At 38.6% G+C, this 20,912-nt stretch carries 25 protein-coding genes; 7 read left to right on the forward strand and 18 right to left on the reverse strand.

What is annotated here, in order from left to right; translation table 11 throughout:
* Positions 1–35: 35 nt before the first annotated feature.
* The gene (locus tag ACE199_RS17820; protein WP_375351007.1) at positions 36–1,202 is read right to left on the reverse strand and encodes an aminotransferase; all 1,167 of its coding nucleotides are present in this window, start codon (positions 1,200–1,202) and stop codon (positions 36–38) included.
* Positions 1,199–1,699, reverse strand: a complete 501-nt coding sequence (locus tag ACE199_RS17825) for an Lrp/AsnC family transcriptional regulator (RefSeq protein WP_252291568.1) — start codon at positions 1,697–1,699, stop codon at positions 1,199–1,201. The genes ACE199_RS17820 and ACE199_RS17825 overlap by 4 nt, the downstream gene beginning before the upstream one ends.
* A 263-nt stretch (positions 1,700–1,962) precedes the next feature.
* Here ACE199_RS17825 and ACE199_RS17830 point away from each other — a divergent pair, with 263 nt between their 5' ends.
* Positions 1,963–2,790 carry an alpha/beta fold hydrolase gene (locus ACE199_RS17830; RefSeq protein ID WP_375351008.1) on the forward strand — a complete coding sequence of 276 codons (828 nt, stop codon included), beginning with the start codon at positions 1,963–1,965 and terminating at the stop codon, positions 2,788–2,790.
* 25 nt (positions 2,791–2,815) lie between these two features.
* Here ACE199_RS17830 and ACE199_RS17835 read toward each other — a convergent pair whose 3' ends face one another.
* On the reverse strand, positions 2,816–3,076 hold the full coding sequence (locus tag ACE199_RS17835; protein WP_127761887.1) for a DUF1871 family protein: 261 nt from the start codon (positions 3,074–3,076) through the stop codon (positions 2,816–2,818).
* 162 nt (positions 3,077–3,238) lie between these two features.
* Here ACE199_RS17835 and ACE199_RS17840 point away from each other — a divergent pair, with 162 nt between their 5' ends.
* Positions 3,239–4,411, forward strand: coding sequence for a MalY/PatB family protein (locus ACE199_RS17840; RefSeq protein WP_375351009.1), 1,173 nt, complete (start codon positions 3,239–3,241; stop codon positions 4,409–4,411).
* A 67-nt stretch (positions 4,412–4,478) separates the two neighbouring features.
* Here the strand turns inward: ACE199_RS17840 and ACE199_RS17845 are convergent, their stop codons facing one another.
* From ACE199_RS17845 to ACE199_RS17860, 4 genes are all read right to left on the reverse strand, one after another.
* Positions 4,479–5,147 (reverse strand): vWA domain-containing protein, encoded by a 669-nt coding sequence (locus tag ACE199_RS17845; RefSeq protein WP_252291574.1) that lies wholly within the window; start codon positions 5,145–5,147, stop codon positions 4,479–4,481.
* Between the two features lie 110 nt (positions 5,148–5,257).
* Complete coding sequence (locus tag ACE199_RS17850) at positions 5,258–5,995, reverse strand: TraR/DksA C4-type zinc finger protein (protein ID WP_375351011.1); 738 nt, start codon at positions 5,993–5,995, stop codon at positions 5,258–5,260.
* A gap of 164 nt (positions 5,996–6,159) precedes the next feature.
* Complete coding sequence (locus ACE199_RS17855) at positions 6,160–6,375, reverse strand: hypothetical protein (protein WP_375351012.1); 216 nt, start codon at positions 6,373–6,375, stop codon at positions 6,160–6,162.
* Between the two features lie 156 nt (positions 6,376–6,531).
* Positions 6,532–7,122, reverse strand: coding sequence for a peptidylprolyl isomerase (locus tag ACE199_RS17860; protein ID WP_375351013.1), 591 nt, complete (start codon positions 7,120–7,122; stop codon positions 6,532–6,534).
* A gap of 189 nt (positions 7,123–7,311) precedes the next feature.
* Between ACE199_RS17860 and kapB the strand changes: the two genes are divergently transcribed.
* Positions 7,312–7,698 carry a kinase-associated lipoprotein KapB gene (gene kapB / locus ACE199_RS17865; protein ID WP_375351014.1) on the forward strand — a complete coding sequence of 129 codons (387 nt, stop codon included), beginning with the start codon at positions 7,312–7,314 and terminating at the stop codon, positions 7,696–7,698.
* Between the two features lie 40 nt (positions 7,699–7,738).
* On the opposite strand, the gene kapD is transcribed toward kapB, so the two are convergent.
* Positions 7,739–8,362: a 3'-5' exonuclease KapD gene (kapD, locus tag ACE199_RS17870; RefSeq protein ID WP_375351015.1), complete on the reverse strand. Its 624-nt coding sequence runs from the start codon at positions 8,360–8,362 to the stop codon at positions 7,739–7,741.
* Positions 8,363–8,562: 200 nt separating this feature from the next.
* On the opposite strand from kapD, the gene ACE199_RS17875 reads away from it, so the two are divergent.
* Entirely contained in the window at positions 8,563–10,428 is a 1,866-nt protein-coding gene (locus ACE199_RS17875; RefSeq protein ID WP_375351016.1) for a transglycosylase domain-containing protein, read from the forward strand.
* Positions 10,429–10,468: 40 nt separating this feature from the next.
* On the opposite strand, the gene ACE199_RS17880 is transcribed toward ACE199_RS17875, so the two are convergent.
* The 6 genes from ACE199_RS17880 to ACE199_RS17905 all read right to left on the reverse strand — a co-directional run bounded on the left by ACE199_RS17880 (position 10,469) and on the right by ACE199_RS17905 (position 15,167).
* Positions 10,469–11,026, reverse strand: a complete 558-nt coding sequence (locus ACE199_RS17880; protein ID WP_127761895.1) for a DUF5366 family protein — start codon at positions 11,024–11,026, stop codon at positions 10,469–10,471.
* Positions 11,027–11,124: 98 nt separating this feature from the next.
* Positions 11,125–11,511 carry a hotdog fold thioesterase gene (locus ACE199_RS17885; RefSeq protein WP_127761896.1) on the reverse strand — a complete coding sequence of 129 codons (387 nt, stop codon included), beginning with the start codon at positions 11,509–11,511 and terminating at the stop codon, positions 11,125–11,127.
* A 124-nt stretch (positions 11,512–11,635) separates the two neighbouring features.
* Positions 11,636–12,199 carry a 5' nucleotidase, NT5C type gene (locus tag ACE199_RS17890; protein WP_252291587.1) on the reverse strand — a complete coding sequence of 188 codons (564 nt, stop codon included), beginning with the start codon at positions 12,197–12,199 and terminating at the stop codon, positions 11,636–11,638.
* 10 nt (positions 12,200–12,209) lie between these two features.
* Positions 12,210–13,292 carry an FAD-dependent monooxygenase gene (locus ACE199_RS17895; RefSeq protein WP_375351017.1) on the reverse strand — a complete coding sequence of 361 codons (1,083 nt, stop codon included), beginning with the start codon at positions 13,290–13,292 and terminating at the stop codon, positions 12,210–12,212.
* Positions 13,293–14,402: a bifunctional diaminohydroxyphosphoribosylaminopyrimidine deaminase/5-amino-6-(5-phosphoribosylamino)uracil reductase RibD gene (ribD, locus tag ACE199_RS17900; RefSeq protein WP_375351018.1), complete on the reverse strand. Its 1,110-nt coding sequence runs from the start codon at positions 14,400–14,402 to the stop codon at positions 13,293–13,295.
* A 15-nt stretch (positions 14,403–14,417) separates the two neighbouring features.
* Positions 14,418–15,167 (reverse strand): GTP cyclohydrolase II, encoded by a 750-nt coding sequence (locus ACE199_RS17905; RefSeq protein WP_375351019.1) that lies wholly within the window; start codon positions 15,165–15,167, stop codon positions 14,418–14,420.
* A gap of 216 nt (positions 15,168–15,383) precedes the next feature.
* On the opposite strand from ACE199_RS17905, the gene ACE199_RS17910 reads away from it, so the two are divergent.
* On the forward strand, positions 15,384–15,773 hold the full coding sequence (locus tag ACE199_RS17910) for a YuzC family spore coat inner layer protein (protein WP_375351020.1): 390 nt from the start codon (positions 15,384–15,386) through the stop codon (positions 15,771–15,773).
* Positions 15,774–15,882: 109 nt separating this feature from the next.
* Here the strand turns inward: ACE199_RS17910 and ACE199_RS17915 are convergent, their stop codons facing one another.
* Positions 15,883–17,388, reverse strand: a complete 1,506-nt coding sequence (locus tag ACE199_RS17915) for a leucyl aminopeptidase (RefSeq protein WP_375351021.1) — start codon at positions 17,386–17,388, stop codon at positions 15,883–15,885.
* Positions 17,389–17,621: 233 nt separating this feature from the next.
* On the opposite strand from ACE199_RS17915, the gene ACE199_RS17920 reads away from it, so the two are divergent.
* Positions 17,622–18,104, forward strand: coding sequence for a divergent PAP2 family protein (locus ACE199_RS17920; protein ID WP_252291597.1), 483 nt, complete (start codon positions 17,622–17,624; stop codon positions 18,102–18,104).
* Between the two features lie 10 nt (positions 18,105–18,114).
* Positions 18,115–18,912, forward strand: coding sequence for a cobalamin-binding protein (locus ACE199_RS17925; RefSeq protein WP_375351022.1), 798 nt, complete (start codon positions 18,115–18,117; stop codon positions 18,910–18,912).
* 126 nt (positions 18,913–19,038) lie between these two features.
* On the opposite strand, the gene ACE199_RS17930 is transcribed toward ACE199_RS17925, so the two are convergent.
* The 3 genes from ACE199_RS17930 to ACE199_RS17940 form a co-directional block, all read right to left on the reverse strand.
* Positions 19,039–19,662, reverse strand: a complete 624-nt coding sequence (locus ACE199_RS17930) for a 3D domain-containing protein (protein ID WP_375351023.1) — start codon at positions 19,660–19,662, stop codon at positions 19,039–19,041.
* A 174-nt stretch (positions 19,663–19,836) separates the two neighbouring features.
* Positions 19,837–20,154 (reverse strand): YuiB family protein, encoded by a 318-nt coding sequence (locus ACE199_RS17935; protein WP_375351024.1) that lies wholly within the window; start codon positions 20,152–20,154, stop codon positions 19,837–19,839.
* Between the two features lie 33 nt (positions 20,155–20,187).
* Positions 20,188–20,670, reverse strand: a complete 483-nt coding sequence (locus tag ACE199_RS17940; protein ID WP_375351025.1) for an NUDIX domain-containing protein — start codon at positions 20,668–20,670, stop codon at positions 20,188–20,190.
* Between the last annotated feature and the right edge of the window lie 242 nt (positions 20,671–20,912).

The raw sequence follows: 20,912 nt of genomic DNA on the forward strand, positions 1-20,912 counted from the left end.
TATATTAGATTGGGAGAGCACTTATCCTTACCAGCTTAATTAAATCTCTCCATGAATCGAGAAATTCGCTTAATCGCTTCTTGAAGTTGTTCCATTGAAGAAGCATACGAACAACGAATATGTCCTTCACCGCTTTCTCCAAATACATCTCCAGGAACAACCGCAACTTTCTCCTCTAATAAAAGCCGCTCCGCAAATTCTTGAGAAGATAGACCGGTTTTTTTAATAGATGGGAAGGCATAGAAAGCTCCACCTGGTTTATGACAGTCTAAACCAATTTCATTAAACGATTTTACAATATAGTTTCGTCTTCTACGATAACTGCTTCTCATATCTTCCACATCAGACATCCCATGTTGTAAAGCTTCTAACGCTGCATATTGTGCCATTGTTGGTGCACACATAATGGCATACTGATGAACTTTCAACATCGCTTGGCTAATTTCTTTAGGCGCACATACAAACCCTAAACGCCAACCTGTCATTGCAAAAGCTTTAGAAAATCCATTTAATAAAATCGTCCGCTCTAGCATGCCATCAATAGCAGCAAAAGACGTATACCCCTCATCATAGACAAGCTCCGCATAAATTTCATCCGAAATGACTAATAAATCATGCTTCATTACAACTTCAGCAATCGCTTCAAGATCTGATTTCCCTAGTTGTGTACCAGTTGGGTTATTCGGTGAACAAATAAAGAGAGCCTTTGTTTTTGGTGTAATGAGTTCTTCGATTTGTTCAGCTTTAATTTTGAAATCATTCTCCGGTAAAGCTTGAACAGTTACAGGCACTCCGCCTGCCATTGTAACGATTGGTGCATAAGCCACAAAGCACGGCTCAACTACAATGATTTCTTCTCCAGGGTTTAAAATCGTTCGCAGGGCAATATCAATCCCTTGACTCGCTCCAACTGTTACAATAATTTCTTCCGCTGGGTTATAAGCAACATGAAAGCGTGATTTCATATAATGAGCGATTTCTTCTCTCAGCTCCAACATACCGGCATTTGCCGTGTATGATGTATGACCAATTTCTAACGAATTAATCGCAGCTTCCCTTACTGACCAAGATGTAACAAAATCCGGTTCCCCTACACCTAAAGAAATAACACCTTCCATATTAGCCGCTAAATCAAAGAATTTTCGAATACCTGATGGTTTAAGCTCTTGAACAGTTTTAGAAATATAACTTGTTTTAATCACGGTGACACCACAATTCTTTTATCTTTTTCAGTTGGCTCAAAAATTGTGCCATCATGTTTATATTTTTTCAAAATAAAATGAGTAGTCGTTGAAATAACCGAATCTAATGTCGATAATTTATCAGAAACAAACTGCGCAACTTCGTTCATAGAACGGCCTTCAATAATAACTGATAAATCGTAGGCACCTGACATTAAATAAACAGATTCTACTTCCTTAAACCGGTATATTCTTTGGGCCACTTCATCAAAGCCAACTCCACGCTTAGGTGTTACCTTTACATCAATCATCGCCGTAACGCCATGATACTCATCTACTTTCGCCCAGTTAATAAGTGTCGCATAGCGAACGATGATACGCATATCTTCAAGTTTTTGTAATGTAGCTTGAATATCTTCTTCCGATAAATCCGTCATTTTAGCCAAGTCTGCTGTTTCGATTCGGCTATTCGTCTCAATAATTCGTAGTAGTTCCAATTCTTGATCATTCAAGTGCATTGGAAACCCTCCTTTGACATTCAAAGTGATGGTTAAGCTGGCAGAATACCTTTTCGGTTCTTTCCTCATATTAGACCTATAACGTGTAATATACGACAATAAAAAGAAATTTAACACAAGGATGTTCTGTCAGGATAAACTGTTCATATTATACCAAAGTTCGCATCAAATCTGTTATATAAAATATTCTTTTTTCCGCCTATTTAGATAGATTCTGTTCTGTAACAGGGGAATTTTGAAAGTACTAGCAAGGAGGGGTTTATATGACAATAAAAGGAATAGAAAAAATCGGAAATATAGATATTTATTTTGAACAATACAGTAGTGACCCATCCCATCAAACGATTATATTACTGCACGGTTTCTTATCATCGAGCTTTAGCTATCGTAAGTTAATCCCTTATTTAACACCTAATTTTAATATAATCACTATAGATTTACCTCCATTTGGACAAAGTGGTAAAACATACCGATATACATATTCGTTTGAAAACATCGCACGCTCGATCATTGAATTGATAGAAGCAAAAGGACTGCAATCTATTTGCCTAATTGGCCATTCAATGGGTGGACAAATTGCATTGCAGCTCGCAAACATTCGCCCTAATCTCGTGCAGCGAATCGTCCTTTTATGCAGTTCCGGCTATTTACCTAGCTTTCCACGTAAAATGAAGGCGCTCAGTTACCTGCCGTTTTTTTCACTAGGTGTTCGACATTACCTTGCTAAATCTGGCCTTGAAAAAAACCTCAAAAAGGTCGTGTACAATCAAGAGCTTATTGATGATACGATGCGGCAAGGGTATCTGCAGCCATTTACAGAGGGAAGACAAATTTTTCGTGCCTTAGGTCGAATGGTACGCGATAAGAGGGTAGACTTATTAAAGGAAGATTTACAAAAAATCCATACACCATGCTTGCTCATCTGGGGACGTGAGGATAAAGTAGTTCCACTTAAGATTGGAAAACGGCTAGCCTCAGATTTACCCAATGCTAACCTTGTCATCCTAGATGATACAGGCCATCTCTTACCAGAAGAAAAACCAACAGAAGTGGCCTCGTATATTAAAAACTTCTTTATAGAAAAAAGCTGATTCTACCATCAGAATCAGCTTTTTTCTATAAAGTACAGCTTGTATTAGTTCGGATCATAATCAGCTTCTCAGCAACAGCTAAGCACGCTTGAAAATCAAGGGGTTCATCAAATGAAAATTCATAAATTTCTTTTAACCTTCTGGCTAAGCTTTGAACATCTTCAATATCTGAAACAGCAAGAACAGCATCTGCTATTTCTGGTTCATAGTTTTCACTCCCTACTTCAAACGGGTCCCATTCCTGCAGAACACGGACAAGGGACAAAGTCATTTGTTGCCTATCCATTTTATTATCACCTGCTCCATTTTCTTTGCTAACATAGTACCATACAATTTTATTTTTAGCTCTGTTACATGACGATATTACATTTTGATTAATAATAGGATGTAGCCTATCCTTATATTTAGAAATCAGGCTCTGTTAAAAAAATTAAAGGCGGTGGATGTTTTGAACTCCTCTATTTTTGATGAATCATTAAACAGAAAAAATACTTCATCCTTAAAATGGGATGCTCTTCAAACCATATATGGCATAGAGGACTTACTTCCAATGTGGGTAGCGGACATGGATTTTCCTGCACCTCCATTCGTTCAAGAGGCATTAATCGAGAGAATTAAACACCCTGTATTCGGCTATACAATTGCGCCTCCCTCCGTATACGGCCACATTACTGATTGGCTGCAAACAAGACATAGCTGGGGGATTACAAACGATCAAATCACGTTCAGTCCAGGTGTCGTAAGCTCCATTGGTACAGCGATTCAAGCGCTGACTAAACCGAACGAGCGCATTCTCATTCAATCACCGGTTTATATGCCCTTTTTTGATATGGTTAAACGAAATGGGCGAGAAGTTGTCCTAAATGAATTACAGCTAGTAGATGGCCGCTATACGATTGATTTTACAGACTTCGAAGAAAAAATAAAAAACGATGTAAAGCTTTTTCTATTATGCAGTCCACATAATCCAGGAGGCCGCGTTTGGACAAAAGCTGAACTACAAAAAATGAGTGAACTTTGTCTTCAATATAATGTGACAATTGTGAGCGACGAAATTCATGCTGATCTGACTCATTCATCCTATCAGCATGTGCCTACCGCTTCACTAAATCCAACCGTTGCAGACAACACCATTACATTTATGGCGCCAAGCAAAACGTTTAATTTAGCTGGTCTGCAAGCTTCCTACATGATTACAAACAATAAAAAGTTACAGCTAGCATTTAAGCGTGTACAGGAAGCGCAAGGATTTCATGGTTTGAACACCTTCGCCTTAACAGCAATGGATGCCGCTTACCACAAAGGTGGACAATGGTTAGATGAACTGCTAGCCTACATAGAAGGGAACATACAAATAGCCGAATCATTCATCGCAAATGAAATTCCAACGCTTTCTTGCATGCATCCTGAAGCCTCTTATCTACTTTGGATAGATTGTCAGGGTTTAGGATTAACTGATCAACAAATTCAAGATGCTCTTCTCCAAAAAGGAAAACTCGCTCTCGAACCAGGAAAGAAATATGGACCTGGCGGCGAAGGATTCGTACGTATGAATGTCGGATGTCCGCGCTCCGTTTTATTAGACGGATTAAATCGGTTAAAGCTGGCCTTTACTAACTAAAGACAATCTAAAAACCTAAACAACCTGTTTCTCTATTTTTAGAAGAAGGCAGATTGTTTAGGCTTTTTTAACGTAAAATATGTTTCTCTTTTGCTTCTTTCAGCCAATTCGGAAACTCATCTAATAATTGGTCATACAATTGTTCATCTGAAACTGTCTCAATATCGTCAAAGTGGAAAAAGTTTGCGTTATCAACAACGCGTCCTTCCATTGTGTCAAGCTTTTTTAACACATCAAAATTGGAATTACCTATTCCGATAAACTGCCAAAAAATCGGTTTGTCTGAAGAAGACACAATATACTTTTTAATACCTGATTTACAGCCGCCATCATTAATAAATACAAGGAATACAGGAGAATTACTAGGTTCTTCTTTTAAGTATTTTTGAAGCACATCTTTCATAACTTGTGGTTCATCATTACGACCAAACTTATGAATAGAATCGTTATTTAAAATCTTTTGATTCACATAATCAACGAAGTCTTTTTCTGTTACAGAAGGTAGACGTGAAAACTCATTATCATATACCCAAACATCTAATGTCCCGTCATCATCAAAAAGGGAAGCTACAGCTAATATTCGCTCAACTACTTTTTGAACCGTTCCTTCACGATAAAGCTTTCTCATAGAGCCGCTAATATCTAACACAATCCCAACTCTCGCAACAACTTTAGTTAGTTCTTTCTTCTCTAACACAACACGAACTTTGTTTTTCATTAATGAAACAGTATTCATCTGCTATCCTCCTCTACCATCTTCATTATAATTTTACATATATAACCTGTACAAAACCACAAAAAGGACTCCTATCAATATAAGGAGTCCTTTTTGTGAATTACTTCCTATTACTCTACATATGGATCTTTCTCATATCGCGGCAAATCTCCAAATGGTGTCATCATTCCAGCCTCGTCCAACTCTTCCTCTAATTGCTCATGCTGCGTATTCGGATAAATCATAATATTTTTCCCTGTTATATCAACCGCAGCGAAGTTCTCATAGTCTTCCACATAGCCAATATTTTCGTCTGATTCCACATACGTATCTTCATAATCGGCTGGCGGACGAATAAAATCTGATGGGCTCTCTGATGTTCCGTAGCTAGCTACTTCCTGCCATGTATCCTCTGCATCGTAGGCGACAGATTCTTTACGATTATCAAAATCAAACTGCCCAAAAGGCGGCATTAACACCTCTTCCTCAATCGGTCGATTATGCGATGTCTGCTGTGAAGGACTATGTTCCACGCAAAACGTCGTAGTCGGAATGGCTTGTAAACGCTCTATCGGAATGTCTTTTCCACAAACCTCACATGTCCCATAACTCCCACTGTCTATCGCCTTTAAAGCATAATTAATTTCATCTAATTCCTGCCTTGCATGCTCATATAACGCCATATCCTTCTCTCGCTCATACAGCTCTGTCGCATCATCTGCTGGATGATTATCATAACTTGACAGCTCTCCTACCGCATCATGACCATGACTTCTTAATAAATCAAATTCTTGACGCAATGACGGTTCTACTTCTTGCTTCATTTGCTCCAATTGGTGTTTGAACTCGTTGAGTTGATTCGGTTGCATACTAAAAAAACACCCTTTCTAAGTCAGTTTCCTTTTAGTATTTGTAACCATACTTTTTTCAACTAAGGTAGTTTCTTCCGCTGTTTAGGAGAAAGGCGTGTGAAACCGCGGTTTCACATGAATGAGCTAAAAATCATATTATCACCAACATTCATGAACACAGCCTATGAAAAAGGATCGTTCTTTGCTGTGTTTTGTTGCTGTGCAATACGCTCTTCAAGTTGCTTTGTTTTCAGCTCTTCTTTTTTGGAATAACGAATAATGAATCGCATTGTAAAAATTGCAGCTAACAAAAAGATCGCACAAGAAATCGCGGCTGGGATATACTCTGATTTATCATCTGGAAAGTAAAGAAACAAACCAATTACTACGTGCTTCATCTTGTTCATCCTTTCTACGTCCCGAGATATATACTCATTATAACAATACCCATAAAATTCCACCATTTTGCACTCATGATGAATTGGCGAGATTTTTGATTTCCACCAAAAAGAGCTGCGCCAAAGCATAATCTTTGACGCAGCTCTTTTTTCAACTTATAAAATTGTAATTTTTTTAATCACAACATCTTCTGCCGGTTTGTCACCATATGTTGTTTCCACATTTGTGATAGTATCTACAACATCCATACCTTCAATAACTTGTCCAAAAACAGTATGTTTGTGGTCTAACCATGGTGTACCGCCTTGTTCCATATATGCTTTAATCATTTCTTCTGGGTACCCTGCTTGCTTCATTTGCTCTCCCATACGTACATCTACATGCGGAGCTTGTACAATAAAGAATTGGCTTCCGTTTGTACCAGGGCCTGCATTTGCCATAGAAAGCGCACCGCGAATGTTGAATGCATTCATAGCGAACTCATCTTCAAAAGGAGCACCCCAAATACTTTCTCCACCCATACCAGTACCAGTTGGATCCCCACCTTGAATCATGAAATCTTTAATAACACGGTGGAAAATAATCCCTTCATAGTAGCCGTTTTCAGCATGCGTTAAGAAGTTTTCAACTGCTTTTGGAGCTACTTCCGGGAACAATTTAATTTTGATATCCCCAAGTGTTGTTTGCATCAACACTGCTTTTTCATTTGCTTGCACTTCTGTTGTTAATTGTGGAAAATTCGTCATCCGTTATTCCCTACTTTCAATAATAGTGTTAAAAAATATTATCCATTTTAACCTTCATTTGTACACTTTACACGATTTTTCTAAAAAAAGCATCTGAAAAGAAGTGCAAAACATCTCATTCAATCTGATGTTAAAAATGCTCTGATTCAAGTATGATAAAAGGAGTAGAAACAGAAAGGTGGAAAGCGTATGCCAGTAGTTGAAGTGAAAATTGGAGAAATTGTAACAGCCATTAATAAAACAGGAAAATATATCGGAGAGATCACTGAAGATCGTGGAAATGCCTATCTTGTCCGAATTTTGGCTGTTTTAAAACATCCAATGCAGGGTGATTTACACAATCCAAGACAAACAGAAGTAACTATGTTCCATCAACGTCGTGCTCTCGCTTATCGAGAACAAACGAATGTCCCTAAAAACATGGTCAAGCCATATGAAGGGGAAATCCCAGATTACCAAGCCTCATTACGAGAAGCTGTAACAACGATGAAAGAAGCTCTCACTAAAGAGGAGACAGACTTTAACAAACTTAGCCTACAGCAACTTGAAGAGTTAGAAGCAGATTATTTTAAATAACGTGATAAAAAGCCAAATCAATAATCGTTGATTTGGCTTTTTATAACGCTAAATGATTTAAGACTTTAGATAGATCAATACGGTCACCAATCGTTGTTGGCTCATGTTTCTTCATATAACTTTTATCCTTTTCAATCAATTTAAAAATATTATACGTTGTTAAAGCATCATCAAGCGCACGATGATGTTTGCCTGTCCCTTCTTTTCCGTAAGCCTGTACAGCTTTCCACAAACCAGTTTGGTTTTGATCACCGAAGAATCGTTTGTACTCCATACATAAGTCAACTTGTTTTCCCTTAAATGGAAACTCTACTCCTGCCTTTTGGCAATTTTGTTTCAACACTTTCATATCCATATTTCCCCACGTAACGACTGTCGTCATTGGATAATCCGCTTCCATTTTCTTGAACAAATCGACTAGCTCCGTAAAAGGCATGCCGCTTTCAACTTGACTTTGATGAACACTCAAAAATTTCTTGCACCGATTCGTTAATGTTTTAAACTTACTTGGAGCAACAAATGAAGAAAACTGCTCTTTGACGGAGTCATTTACAACGGATACAAAACCAACTTCAATGATTTCCGGATAAAATCCAACCGGATTCCCTCTCCCTTCTGGCATCGTAAATTCAAAGTCAATAAAGACGTAGTGCTGTTTCTCCATAATTCTCCCCCCTTTATCATGATTTTACCAAATATTATAGCAGAACAATTTAAAACTTTTCAGTTAATTCCTACAATTCGCGAATAATTTTCTGTAAAATTTTTCAACATTTTTTCCCATTTTTCATGTATACTTTAGCTATACACGGTAATTTCCACCAAAATACCATATTAAAACTATATTAGTTAGGAAGTTGGACTATGCGCAAGTTTCTTGGCTCTCTCTTTATCTTTTCCCTTATCCCTCTTGTAACAGGATTAATCTTTTTAGCCTCTCAAGAGTGGAACAAGGCTGAAAGCGTTCAAAAAGTACTCGATGACAATATTTCTATCGATACGATTCAGTTAGAAGAAACAAGTTATATGACAGACAACCAAGGCAAGATTATTAGTGAAATATCGTTAGCGAAAAATCGGGTAAATCTAAGTGACGAAGAAATTCCAACGTTTTTAAAGGATTTATTTGTCACTATAGAAGATCGACAATTTTATCATCATGAAGGCATTGATGCTGTAGCGATTAGCCGTGCAGTTCTTGTAAATAGTCAGAGCACCTCCATCGAACAAGGAGCAAGTACAATTACCCAGCAGCTCGCTCGAAACGTGTATTTGACACATGAAAGAACATACGACCGAAAAATCACTGAGCTGCTCTACGCCTATCAAATGGAACGATTGTTTTCGAAAGAAGAGATTCTAGACTTGTACATCAATGCAATTTACTTTAACAACGGCACATATGGCATTGAAGCCGCTTCTCAATTTTATTTCAATACATCTGCTAAGAAGCTATCAAAAGCCCAATTAGCCTTTTTAGCAGCGATCCCGAATAACCCCGAGCGCTATAATCCGCTCAAGCATTTTAAAGCGACGAAAAATCGACAAGAGCGCATTTTACGACAAATGGTTGAAGCAGAGTTTTTATCTGAGAAACAGTACAAAAAGCTTGTTCAAGAAAAAATCACCTTAAATGTTCGTACAAAAGTGGATAACTATCCAGACTATGTGACGTATGTGCACCATGAACTAAAGCAATTAGTAGCTGCTAGAGAAGGATTGACAGCAAGGCTTGCGAGCAAGGACCAAGCTGTACGTGAACAAGCAGAAAAACAACTACAAACTAAAGTTACAAAACTATTAAACTCTGGAGTAACTATCCATACAGCTCTTGATCCACACTTGCAAACAACTGCCAAGCAAGCGCTAAATAACGGAATCGCTTACGGTGATATTGAAGGAGCTGCCGTCGTTATACAACATCATACGCAGGAGCTTGTCTCTTTGATTGGGGGAAAGGATTATAAAAAAAATTCTTTCAATCGCGCTTATCAAAGCTACCGTCAACCAGGCTCTGCTATTAAACCATTGCTCGTTTATGCACCGTATATCGAAAAAACGGGGGCCTCTGTATACTCTCAAGTAAGCGGGGCTAATTATTGTAAAAACGGCTATTGCCCACAAAACTACGGAGGAGCAACCTATGGCATGGTTCCTTTAAAAACAGCATTTGCTCGTTCTTATAATACACCAGCTGTTCGTCTCCTTGATGCAACAGGCATTGAGACAAGTTTCGAATATCTAGATGCATTTCAATTTGAACAAGTGAGCGAGCGAGATCATCTCTTAACAGCCGCTGTTGGTGGCTTCACCTATGGAATGAGCCCACTCGAACTAACTCGCGCCTTTACATCCTTTTATGACGGCAGCTATCAGCCTGCTCGGGCTATTGTTAAAGTAACAGACCGCGAAGGGAAAACTCTTTATAAATGGAAAGACAAACAAAAGCAAGTCTGGAGCCCAGCAACCGTCGCAAAAATGCGTGAACTATTACATGAAGTAACCGTTAGAGGTACGGCAAAAGCAGCTTATTTTCCAACCGGTTATATCGGCGGCAAAACAGGAACAACAAACGGTGTAAAAGATATATGGTTTGTTGGTTTAACAGACAGCTATACGACAGGTGTTTGGGTTGGTCGAGATAAACCTTCTAGTATTGAATCGATTTACTACTCCTCACCACATGTTCGTATTTGGCGTAATATTAGCCAACAAGCAGAAGCAAGATAGCCTGTCCGATTTCGGACAGGCTATCTTTATTTGGATTTTTTTAAATAGGTAAACTATTAATTATGCTGTTATAAAGTTTTAATACAGAGTATGCGACAACCAATAAAAAGATTGACCATATGAAAATATGAAAGAAGATTAAACCAATTAATCCTAACAAACTTAAGTTTGTTGAAATTTTATACACAAAATAAATGAAAGCGGCGACATTTGTTAAGAGAAAAATGACGAGCAGCCCCATAATTGACTGAGTACTTACTAAAGACACTGTAGCACCAACTACATAAATAATCGTCCCCATTCGAATGCTCTTTAAGCCCGTTCCATCCGAATCCTTCGAAAAAAGCAGCAAAGACATTTCAACCATCGTATCCAAAAGTAGCTTTAATGCTGAAAACAGCATGAAGAAAACAAGAAACATTACAACTAATAAAGCTATTTTAATACCTGTTTCCGAAAAAAATTCCAACATTCCTTGATAAAGCCCTAAACTATCAAATAAATCTAACAACTTTATTTCACAATAAAGCCCAAACGATAAACTAAATAATACAACCGTAATAAACGGAAAATAACCGAAAAAATATGTATTCTTCATGCCCAATCCTCCAAAAAAACAGTGTGCCTCCCTTCACCAAACACACTGATTTTTATTTATCCACATTTTTATCCACAATTAATCCACAGTTTAAAAAGTCACTGTGACACAACTGCCAATGTACATCGAGAAACGCAAATGAGTTTGTCTTGTTCATCGCGAATCTTTACGTCCCAAACCATTGTTTTGCGGCCGCGGTGAAGAATGGTTCCTTCTGCAATGACCTGCCCTGAACGTTTTCCTCTTATATGATTAGCATTGATTTCTAGACCGACTACCGCTTCCTTTGTTTGATCCACCAGATAAAAACCCCCAACGCTCGCTACCGTTTCTGCAAGCGCGACAGATGCACCTCCGTGCAATAATCCAAACGGCTGCCTTGTTCTTTCATCCACTGGCATTGTCGCAATTACTTTCCCCTCACTTAACTCTTTAATTTCAATCCCTAATGAATTCATTAAAGTTCCTTCTACATTTCTTTCCATTTTCTACACCTCATTTTCTTTTTATTTCTTAATTGTACATATAATCCCATAAACTTACAAAATATTAAAAAAGAAAATACAAAAAAACTGATGCTGCAGTTCACAAACATCAGCATCAGTTTTCTTATTGCGCTAAAATAGCCTTTAATTCCGACCAATCTTTCAATCTCGGAACTTTTACCTTTTGATTGTATGGATTGTCTTTTGCATAAACCTTTGTTGGAATCTCTAATAATGTTTCTAGCACTGCTGGCTTATCATCAAAATAGTAATCTAATTGTAAGTCCAGAATGATTTCTATCTTTTCCGGATCCTTCATTCCACAATAAAAATGGTCCTCTCGAAAAGGAAAGCCATGTTTAATTAACCACTGTTTCGTGCGTTCACTATGTTCTTTCTTTCTTGCTGTAATATAAAAAATCTCATGCCCCTCACGGTCGAGCTCTTTTAACATATCTAGTGCCCCTTCAAAAATTGGACACCCTGAATAATAAATTTCATCCGCTAGACTATTCCACAGCTTGCCGCCCTCTTCTCCAGTCAAACCAAACGCTTTGTGAATCTCCAATGTGTTAATTGTTTGTAACACATCTAAGCTTACATTTTGATTCAATTTCTGATTATATAATTGAAACGCATATCCTCGTAAATCAATAAGCGTATCATCAATATCAAAGCCAAATTTCACACTAATCCCCCTAAGCTAACACCACAAATTGCGAAGCAAAAGACTCTTCCTTCTCAATTTGTATCGCTTGTAATTTTGCTACTTCTTCTTTCCGTATTGTAGCACAATTAAGTAAATCCAGCTCCGCAATATAGTCTTTATTGATTAATTCTGCTAATACATCTGCATCCTTCATAGCACTATTTAAACCAAAAGCACCAGTCGGAGTCATCGTATGTGCAGCATCCCCAATCAAAGCAACACCATGTTTCCCCCACATTTCCGAGGAACTGCTATATACATCTAATAAAACAAAGTCTTCCCATGAGCGAATATTCTGCAAAACAGAATCTTTTAGCACCGGGAAAGCTTGCACAAGTTGGTCAATGAATGGTTGAAACGGCTGCTTCCGCAACTGTGGATAAGAGCCTTGTTCAATATTCCAGCCAATTTGGATAAATCCTAAAGCTTGTGTAAATAAAGATAGCTGCTTTCCGCTAATAAGCGCCATTTTAATAGCAGGCTCCCAACCGATTGGTGCTGGGATTCTCGCCCAAAGCAAATCATAGCCATGCTTTCGAACCGTTACATCAATATCGGCTTTTTTCCGTACTGTTGAATATCGTCCATCTGCTCCAATAACAAGTTTACTTCTTACAACAATCTCTTTGCCATCTTTTATCGCTTTAACGCCATTATAACGTCCTGTTTCATCTTCTAATAACTCAGTTACCTTTGTATTCATCAATAAAGCGAAGGAATCATATTTCTGTGATTCTTTCACTAGCACTTTTAATAAATGGGCTTGCGGCACATGAATACCTAAATGGCCAACCTTTGAATCCGGAAGGATTTTTTTCACCAATTGACCATCCTGCCAATATTCCAATTGCTCCATACGTAATAATCCTAATTCCTCAACGGCCGAGAATAAACCATGTTTCTTTAAAATCGCTTCGCCCTCTTCATTTAAATGCTCGCCACGAAACGCCTTCCCCATCCCTGCATAACGTTCAATCAAAATAACAGAAACATTTTTCTTCGCTAATAAATATGCAAGTAAAGCGCCACCTGGACCAGCACCGACGATACATACATCACTGTGATACATCATCTATCTATCCTCACCTTGATTCGGATAAGCGGTAATACGCAGGTCCTCACCGAATGTATCAACTTTATCAAAAGTTACATTCCATACCTCATCCATACTATCTACATCAAGTCCGGTAAATGGCGTTAACGAATTTCGACCTCCAAGTAACTTGGGAGCAATATAAATAAAATATTTATCAATCAAACCAGCTCTTAAAAATGAAGCATTCACTTCTCCGCCACCTTCGACTAAAAGTTCCGTAATGCCTTTTTTATAGAGTTCAGCAAGCATAGCTTCTAAATCCAGTCCTAATTCTGTTTTAGCAACGAAAATAAACTCCACACCTTTTGCCTGCAGTGCCTCAAGCTTTGTTCGATCAGCTTTGTCCGTTGTTACAATGATAGTCTTCGCTTCATGTGTATGAACTACAACAGCATCAAGCGGTGTACGCAATTCACTATCTAAAATGACACGCACCGGATTCTTGCTGCCGCCCTCTGGAAGACGAGTCGTCAAAGATGGATTATCAGCTAAAACCGTACCCACTCCAACTAAGATGCCGTCTACTTCATTACGAAGCTGATGAACGGCATGGCGAGATTGTTCACCTGTAATCCATTTAGAATGCCCCGTATGTGTCGCTAACTTCCCGTCTAATGTCATTGCAAATTTAGAAATAACAAATGGACGGTTTTTAAGCATATTGTGGATAAACACTTCATTCAAACGTTTTGCTTCTTGCTCTAACACACCGACTTCGACTTCAATTCCGGCATTTCGTAACAATTCAATCCCTCGTCCAGCTACTTCTGGATTCGGATCTTGCATAGCGACTACAACGCGGCTCACACCCGATTCTTTTACAAGATTCGCACAAGGAGGTGTTTTACCATAATGTGAGCAAGGCTCTAATGTGACATACAAAGTCGCACCTTTCGCATAATCCCCTGCCATCCGAAACGCATGAACCTCCGCATGCGGCTCACCTGCTTTTCGATGGATACCTGTCCCTGCAATAACACCATCTTTCACAATAATCGCTCCAACAAGCGGATTTGGATGGGTTTTCCCTCTCGCACTTTTGGCTAAATCTAGTGCCAGCTGCATATAATACTGATCTGTATTCATCTAATTCCGCACTCCTTATCCTATCAAAGTAGAGTTCTCCTGACGCATATGCCCTGATTTCTGAACCTTCGTATCCAAATAGAAACGATTGTATTCTGTTAATCCGCCCCATAGCGGGATATGATGCTTAGCGGTTAATCCGTGCTCTTGCAAAGCAGCAAGCTTTTTCGGATTGTTTGTAATAAGCGTAACAGGCTTTTCTCTTAATGTCTCTAACACGCGAATCGCATCTTCATACGAGCGCGTATCATCTTCAAATCCAAGTGCATGATTCGCTTCAACCGTATCGTATCCTTCTTGTTGTAAAAGGTAAGCAAATGATTTAGAAAACAAACCAATTCCTCGTCCTTCATGGTCGGCTAAGTAAAAAATAGCTCCACAACCGTGCTCCGCAATCATTTTCATCGATTGATGAAGCTGATATCCACAATCACAACGCTGACTGCCAAAAATATCACCTGTATGACAAATACTATGCATTCGAATCAAAGCATCATCCGAGTTGGCAAAGTCACCATATACAAGAACTGATGACTGCTGGCCAAAGGCTAAGTTCGCAGTTGCAACCGAATCAAGAACAGCTTCTTTTGTGTTAACACCGGCCTCTAATGAATGCCATGTATACCACTGAAAAGTAACTTCTAAATCTTGCTGTTGAACCGGCAATCGAACTGGACCAACTAGACACAAGTCTGCTTTTCCAGGTGTTTGAATCATTTGCATCTTATCTATTAAAAGTTCTTTCGTTTCTTTTGTTATTTTCATAGTATAATCACCTATTTTATATTTTGGAATTCATTCACTCACTTACTTTATGTAAGTAAGTATATAACTATAAAATATACACGTCAAATGCAATATGTGCTATATGAACACTTTATATATCCTGATAAATGGATAGAATCCAAGCACCTTACAAGCATAATCGCTTACTTCTATACATATTGTAAATAAAAATCGGTACGAAAGGAGAACAACTTATTGGAAGAACTTCCACGTTTTCATCATGCTCCTTTAATTCCGGTGACTTATGACCATCTATATCGAACAACAACTCCCGCTCAGCTACGCCCCTCATCGACTGCAAATCCCGATTTATTAATACAATCAGCTAAATTATCCCAAATTTTACTACAAGATGCCAAAAAAGTCATTGATATGTTAGCCAGCTCTAAACCATTTGCCGAGGGACTTATGAATGCCGCTCAGCAATCCCAAAAATCAGTCGTCACCGGTATGATTCAAAAAACAGGTGTTCATACCGTCCCTGACATTAATTATGATCCAGAAGGCATCCGCTTAGATTTTTATCCCAAAACAGGTGAAGATTACTGCCATATTATTATAAACCTAAAATGGATGCATGTTTAAGTTGATATTAACCGACACATTTATTTCTCATTGTATATGGAAACAAAGTATAAATCGAATCTCTACACTCAAAAAGGAAACCGAAGCTCGACTAGAACTTCGGTTTCAATCAGTTATTCTCTGCCTCAAATCGCTCAACGAGTAATGCCAATGTACGTGTCATTACTCCTGTTGCTCCTGCTGTTCCTAAGTCGTTCACACTGATTGTTGTAGATGTCCCGGCGATATCCAGATGAACCCATGGTGTTTCTTCAGCAAATTCACCAATGAATGCACCGCCCATAATAGCGTGACCTGCTCCACCCGGAGAATTATTCAAGTCAGCAATTTTACTATTGCGCACGCGCTCTTTATCTTTTTCTGTAATAGGCAGTCGCCACATTGGTTCTCCAGCTTCATAAGATGCTTGCAGCACTTGTTCAAAAAACGCCTCATGATTCGTCATTGCACCTGTCATATCATTCCCCAATGCCGTAATCACGCCACCTGTCAATGTCGCTACATCGACTAAATACTCAGCTCCATGATGCTTCGCATACGTAACAGCATCCGCTAGCACAAGCCGTCCTTCTGCATCCGTATTTAACACTTCAATCGTTTTTCCGTTCATTGAAGTAATCACATCATCCGGTTTAAACGCTTCCCCGCTAATCATATTATCTGTTGATGGAATAACAGCCACAACATTTTGTTCAGGTCCTAGTTCACCGATAATCTCCATTGCACCTAGTACAGCTGCTGCACCGCCCATATCTGTTTTCATTCCAACAATACCTGTTTTTGTTTTTAACGAATAACCGCCCGTATCAAACGTAATGCCCTTTCCAACTAACCCAATTACATCTTTCCAATCTTCTCTTCCTTGATACTTTAACACAATCATCTTTGGCGGCTCATTCGACCCTTGATTCACAGCTAAAAGCGCCCCCATACCTAATTTAAGCATATCTTCCTTCTCAAGAATTTCCACTTCAAAATTATAACGATCAGCTAACTGTCTAGCATAATCAGCTAAGTCTGTTGATGTTAGCAAATTTCCTGGCGTATTCACAAGCGTACGTGCCGAATTCGTCGCTTTCCCAAATACTCGCCCAACATGTAAAGAGGCACCAATTTCCTCCTTATCCCCTTCACTGTATATAGTAAACGATTTGACAGACTTCTCTACTTGATTCGACTTTTGCTTATAACCATTGAATTTATAGGTCGCAAGCATAAAAGCTTCTGCAAAAGCGTGCGCTGCATCTAACTCATCCACTTTCTCTGTCGTAAACGTATCTAAGGCAACAGAAAGTGAGGTCGCCCGAGAAGCTTGAATAGCTTTACTTACTTTTCCAAACGCTTCGCGAAGCTCTTCAAATGTTAAGTCCGTTTTCTTTCCAAGACCAACAAAGATTAGCTTCTTGGCAGCAATCATGCCTAACGTATGTATCGTCGTAATTGACTTTTTCTTTGCTGAAATCTCACCTTCCTTTACTAACTCGGTTAACTGCCCATTCATTTTCTTGTCCGCTGCCTGACCAACTTCAGTGAACTTATTTGGTTGATCAAATATTCCAATTAACAAGCACTCCTCATGTTTCGTTAAATCAAGCGTCCCGTGAACTGTGAACATACTAGTTCCTCCTCTAGCTTTTTCTATTAGTATAACGGATTTTCTATTTTCCAAATACTCCATAGCTTACTTTAAGCCAGTAGCTGTATAAACGAAAAACAAAGTGATTGAAAAAATTTATTCAAATTTCATATAAAGAATGACTGTAAGCGAAATATTAAGCAGGAATCGACATATTTTCATGGAAGTAAGTAATATACATCAGTCAGTGTGAGAGAAAGGGGTTAATCTCGATGGACATATTTTTGAACTTTCCCATTATAGCTTCTTTAGTGGCCATCTTCTTTGCTCAATTTATTAAAGTCCCAATTCATTACATAGCGGACCGCAAAATGGATTGGTCCTTGCTCACTTCGACCGGAGGCATGCCTAGTTCTCACTCTGCTGCGGTAACGGCTCTTGCAATTGCCATAGCGATTGAAAACGGACTGGATTCACCCGTTTTTGCTGTTGCTACCATTTTCGCGATTATTACGATGTTTGACGCGACAGGAGTAAGGCGCCAAGCCGGAGAGCAAGCTGTTGTTCTTAATCAGCTTGTTACAGATTTTAATATATTAGTCGATCAAGTAAAGAACTGGCAAAAAAAAGAAGAGCAGCAAAAACAACATCAATTAAAGGAATTGCTTGGTCACAAGCCGATTGAAGTTTTTTTCGGTGCATTAACAGGAGCGTTCATTGCCTTCATTCTCTATTATTTTGTATTTAAAGGGTAGGTGCATTTCTATGAAAATTATTTCGATTTGTCCGAGTAATACAGAACTTTGTGTATATCTTGGCATTGAAGATCAACTTATTGCTATTGATGATTATTCAGATTGGCCCGATTCTATTCAACATCTTCCAAAGGTTGGCCCGGATTTATCAATTAACCTGGACCTTGTCCAATCGTTGAAACCAGATTTAGTGCTCGCTTCGCTAAGTGTTCCAGGAATGGAAAAGAACATTGAAGGCTTGCAGGAACGTGGAATTCCTCACCTGACTTTTAACCCGCAGTCTCTTGAAGATATCGCTCAAGACCTGCTTACATTAGGAGAAGCTGTTGGATTATCCAAGAAAGCAGCTGAACAGGCAGCTCAATTTAGAGCTACTATTCAACGTTATAAAGAGATTTCGGATACAATTGAACAAAGACCATCGCTCTATTGGGAATGGTGGCCAAATCCCCTCTTCACTCCCGGTCGTATCAACTGGCTTACGGAAATCAGTCGACTCGCTGGGGGCTATAATCTATTTGAAGACGTCGATTTAGCAAGTGTTACTGTATCTTCAGAAGATGTTTTATCCCGCGATCCCGATTATATTTGTCTAGCTTGGGTCGGTGTTCCTTTAAAAAGAATTAATCCAAAAATCGTTCGAAAACGAGAAAATTGGGCAGACCTTGCCGCTCTACAAAATGACCGTATTTTCATTATGGAAGAGCCGCTCTACTGCCGCCCCTCTCCTCGATTGTTAGACGGACTCGAAAAACTTGCCGCTATTTTGCATCCTGAAAAGTTCTGTAAAGAAAGACCTGTGACGTAACATCACAGGTCTTTCTAATGCTTATAACCTTAACCACACTTACATGAACATAAGCTCCCTCTCCAAACGATGAAGAACAAAGAAAATAAGTGGAGATTAACTATAGGAGAGCCCCCTGCCTATACCTTACTCGGGCTTTTTACCCAGGATTTGCTCACGAAATACTTGCATATTCTCTGCCTCATTTAATTGATTTAATCGAGCTTCCGACAACGTTCCTTTACCTACTTCAACCACATAAACCTCTACAGTTTTTTTGCCCCATTCATTATATACATCCTGAACGGTTTCATAATATAAATCGAGCCGATTCCCTTTAATAGCACTGCCTGTATCGGCGACCACTCCATAACCATATTCAGGAATAAATAAAATCGTTCCTACTGGGAAAAGCGTTAAATCTGCAGCGATTGTTGAATATAAATCACGCTTTACTTTCACACCTGAATATGTAATTCCGTAAGCAGGACTATCAGGATTTTTTCCTGTTGATTCATATCCTGCTGTATAACCAGTTGCAACTACTTGATGTTTTGGATACTGAGAAAAATCAAGTTCATTCTCCAATGTTTGAACAGCCTTTATCGATTTCGGTTTAGAAGTTGTCGTTTCATTTCGATTTTCACTAGCTAATACTTGCTTAAGTATTGGGGGGGTTCCCCCTGTCACATGCTCAATTGTCGTTTGAATAGCTAACAGAAAGACAACCATAATAGCAATTCTCTTCCCGACATACATCAGCTTTCTCACTACTATTCCTCTCCTCTCACTTCCATTATTCCTTTCCTTGAATAGATGGAAATATTCATAAAAGTGAAGGATTTATCTTATCTTTTTAAGAGTGGCTAATGATAGGACTCTGTATTATATGCCATAAATTACAACCAATAAAAAAAGACCGTCAGTGATTGACAGCCTCGTCTATTAAAACATTTGATACCCTTTTTTTCTTAATAGCTTAATTGTAATACCTGCACATACCCCGCCTAATAGCCCGCTTGATAAAATAACAATATCAGCCATATGTAACGCAGCAAAATTCAACCCTAGTTGCTTCAAGGATTCAATAGGCTGTCTCACATATTCAATCATCTTAGACTGATTCACGATAAGAATCGCAACGATTGGAAATAAAATGACCATAACCCACGAAGAGCGGAACAACATATTCAGTAAAAAGCCAATGCCGAAGAACAGAACAAAAAATAAGACAATCGAAATTAATAATACGGGTAATGGCATACTTGCCCTCCTTTATGAAGCCTCTAAATATGGTTAAACAAATAATTTATATGACGTATAACCAAAATGATCTCCAGGGTTCAATCCTGTACGTACTTGTTGCAAGGCTTCTAGATTATACGAAAATAGCTCCTCCAATAAAGTCGATTGTTTTCCTTCTTTGAGTAATTCTTGTGGCTGAACAAATTTTGCTTCATATAATTCCTCAAGCTGAGCCTGTACATCCATATTTAGTGGCTTTAAGCGAAACAGCAGCATATTGTCACTAATTTCTCCTTTAAGCACACCGCTTCTCAGGCCAACGATGCCTTCAATCTCAGTAGCAATACCTGTTTCCTCTAATACCTCTCGAATGACTGCTTCATCTACTGTCTCATTTTCCTTTACAAAACCTGCCGGAAGCGACCAGACACCTTTTAACCCACCATATCGTTTCTTGACAACCAACCATTCTCCCTGATTTGATATGACAATTCCCGATACAGCCAACCAGACATTTCGACATCTCTCCTGCATTGTACAACCCCTGCCTTTATGTATATTTTAAACAGAAATGGGAAATATTCAAGTTGCAACCTCAAAAAGAAAATGACTCTGCAATGATGAAGTGTCACTTTAGTGTATATTTTTCCTCTTCCTGTCACAAATTAAATACTTAGTCCTGTTATAGACTCTGTTGATTTATTTTAGCTGAACATCTTTAAATCAACCATTTTATCCCTCACTTAACGGACAGTAAGACCTCTATCTTAACATTC

Source organism: Peribacillus sp. Hz7 (assembly GCF_042136355.1).
Classification (GTDB): Bacteria; Bacillota; Bacilli; order Bacillales; family DSM-1321; genus Peribacillus; species Peribacillus asahii_A.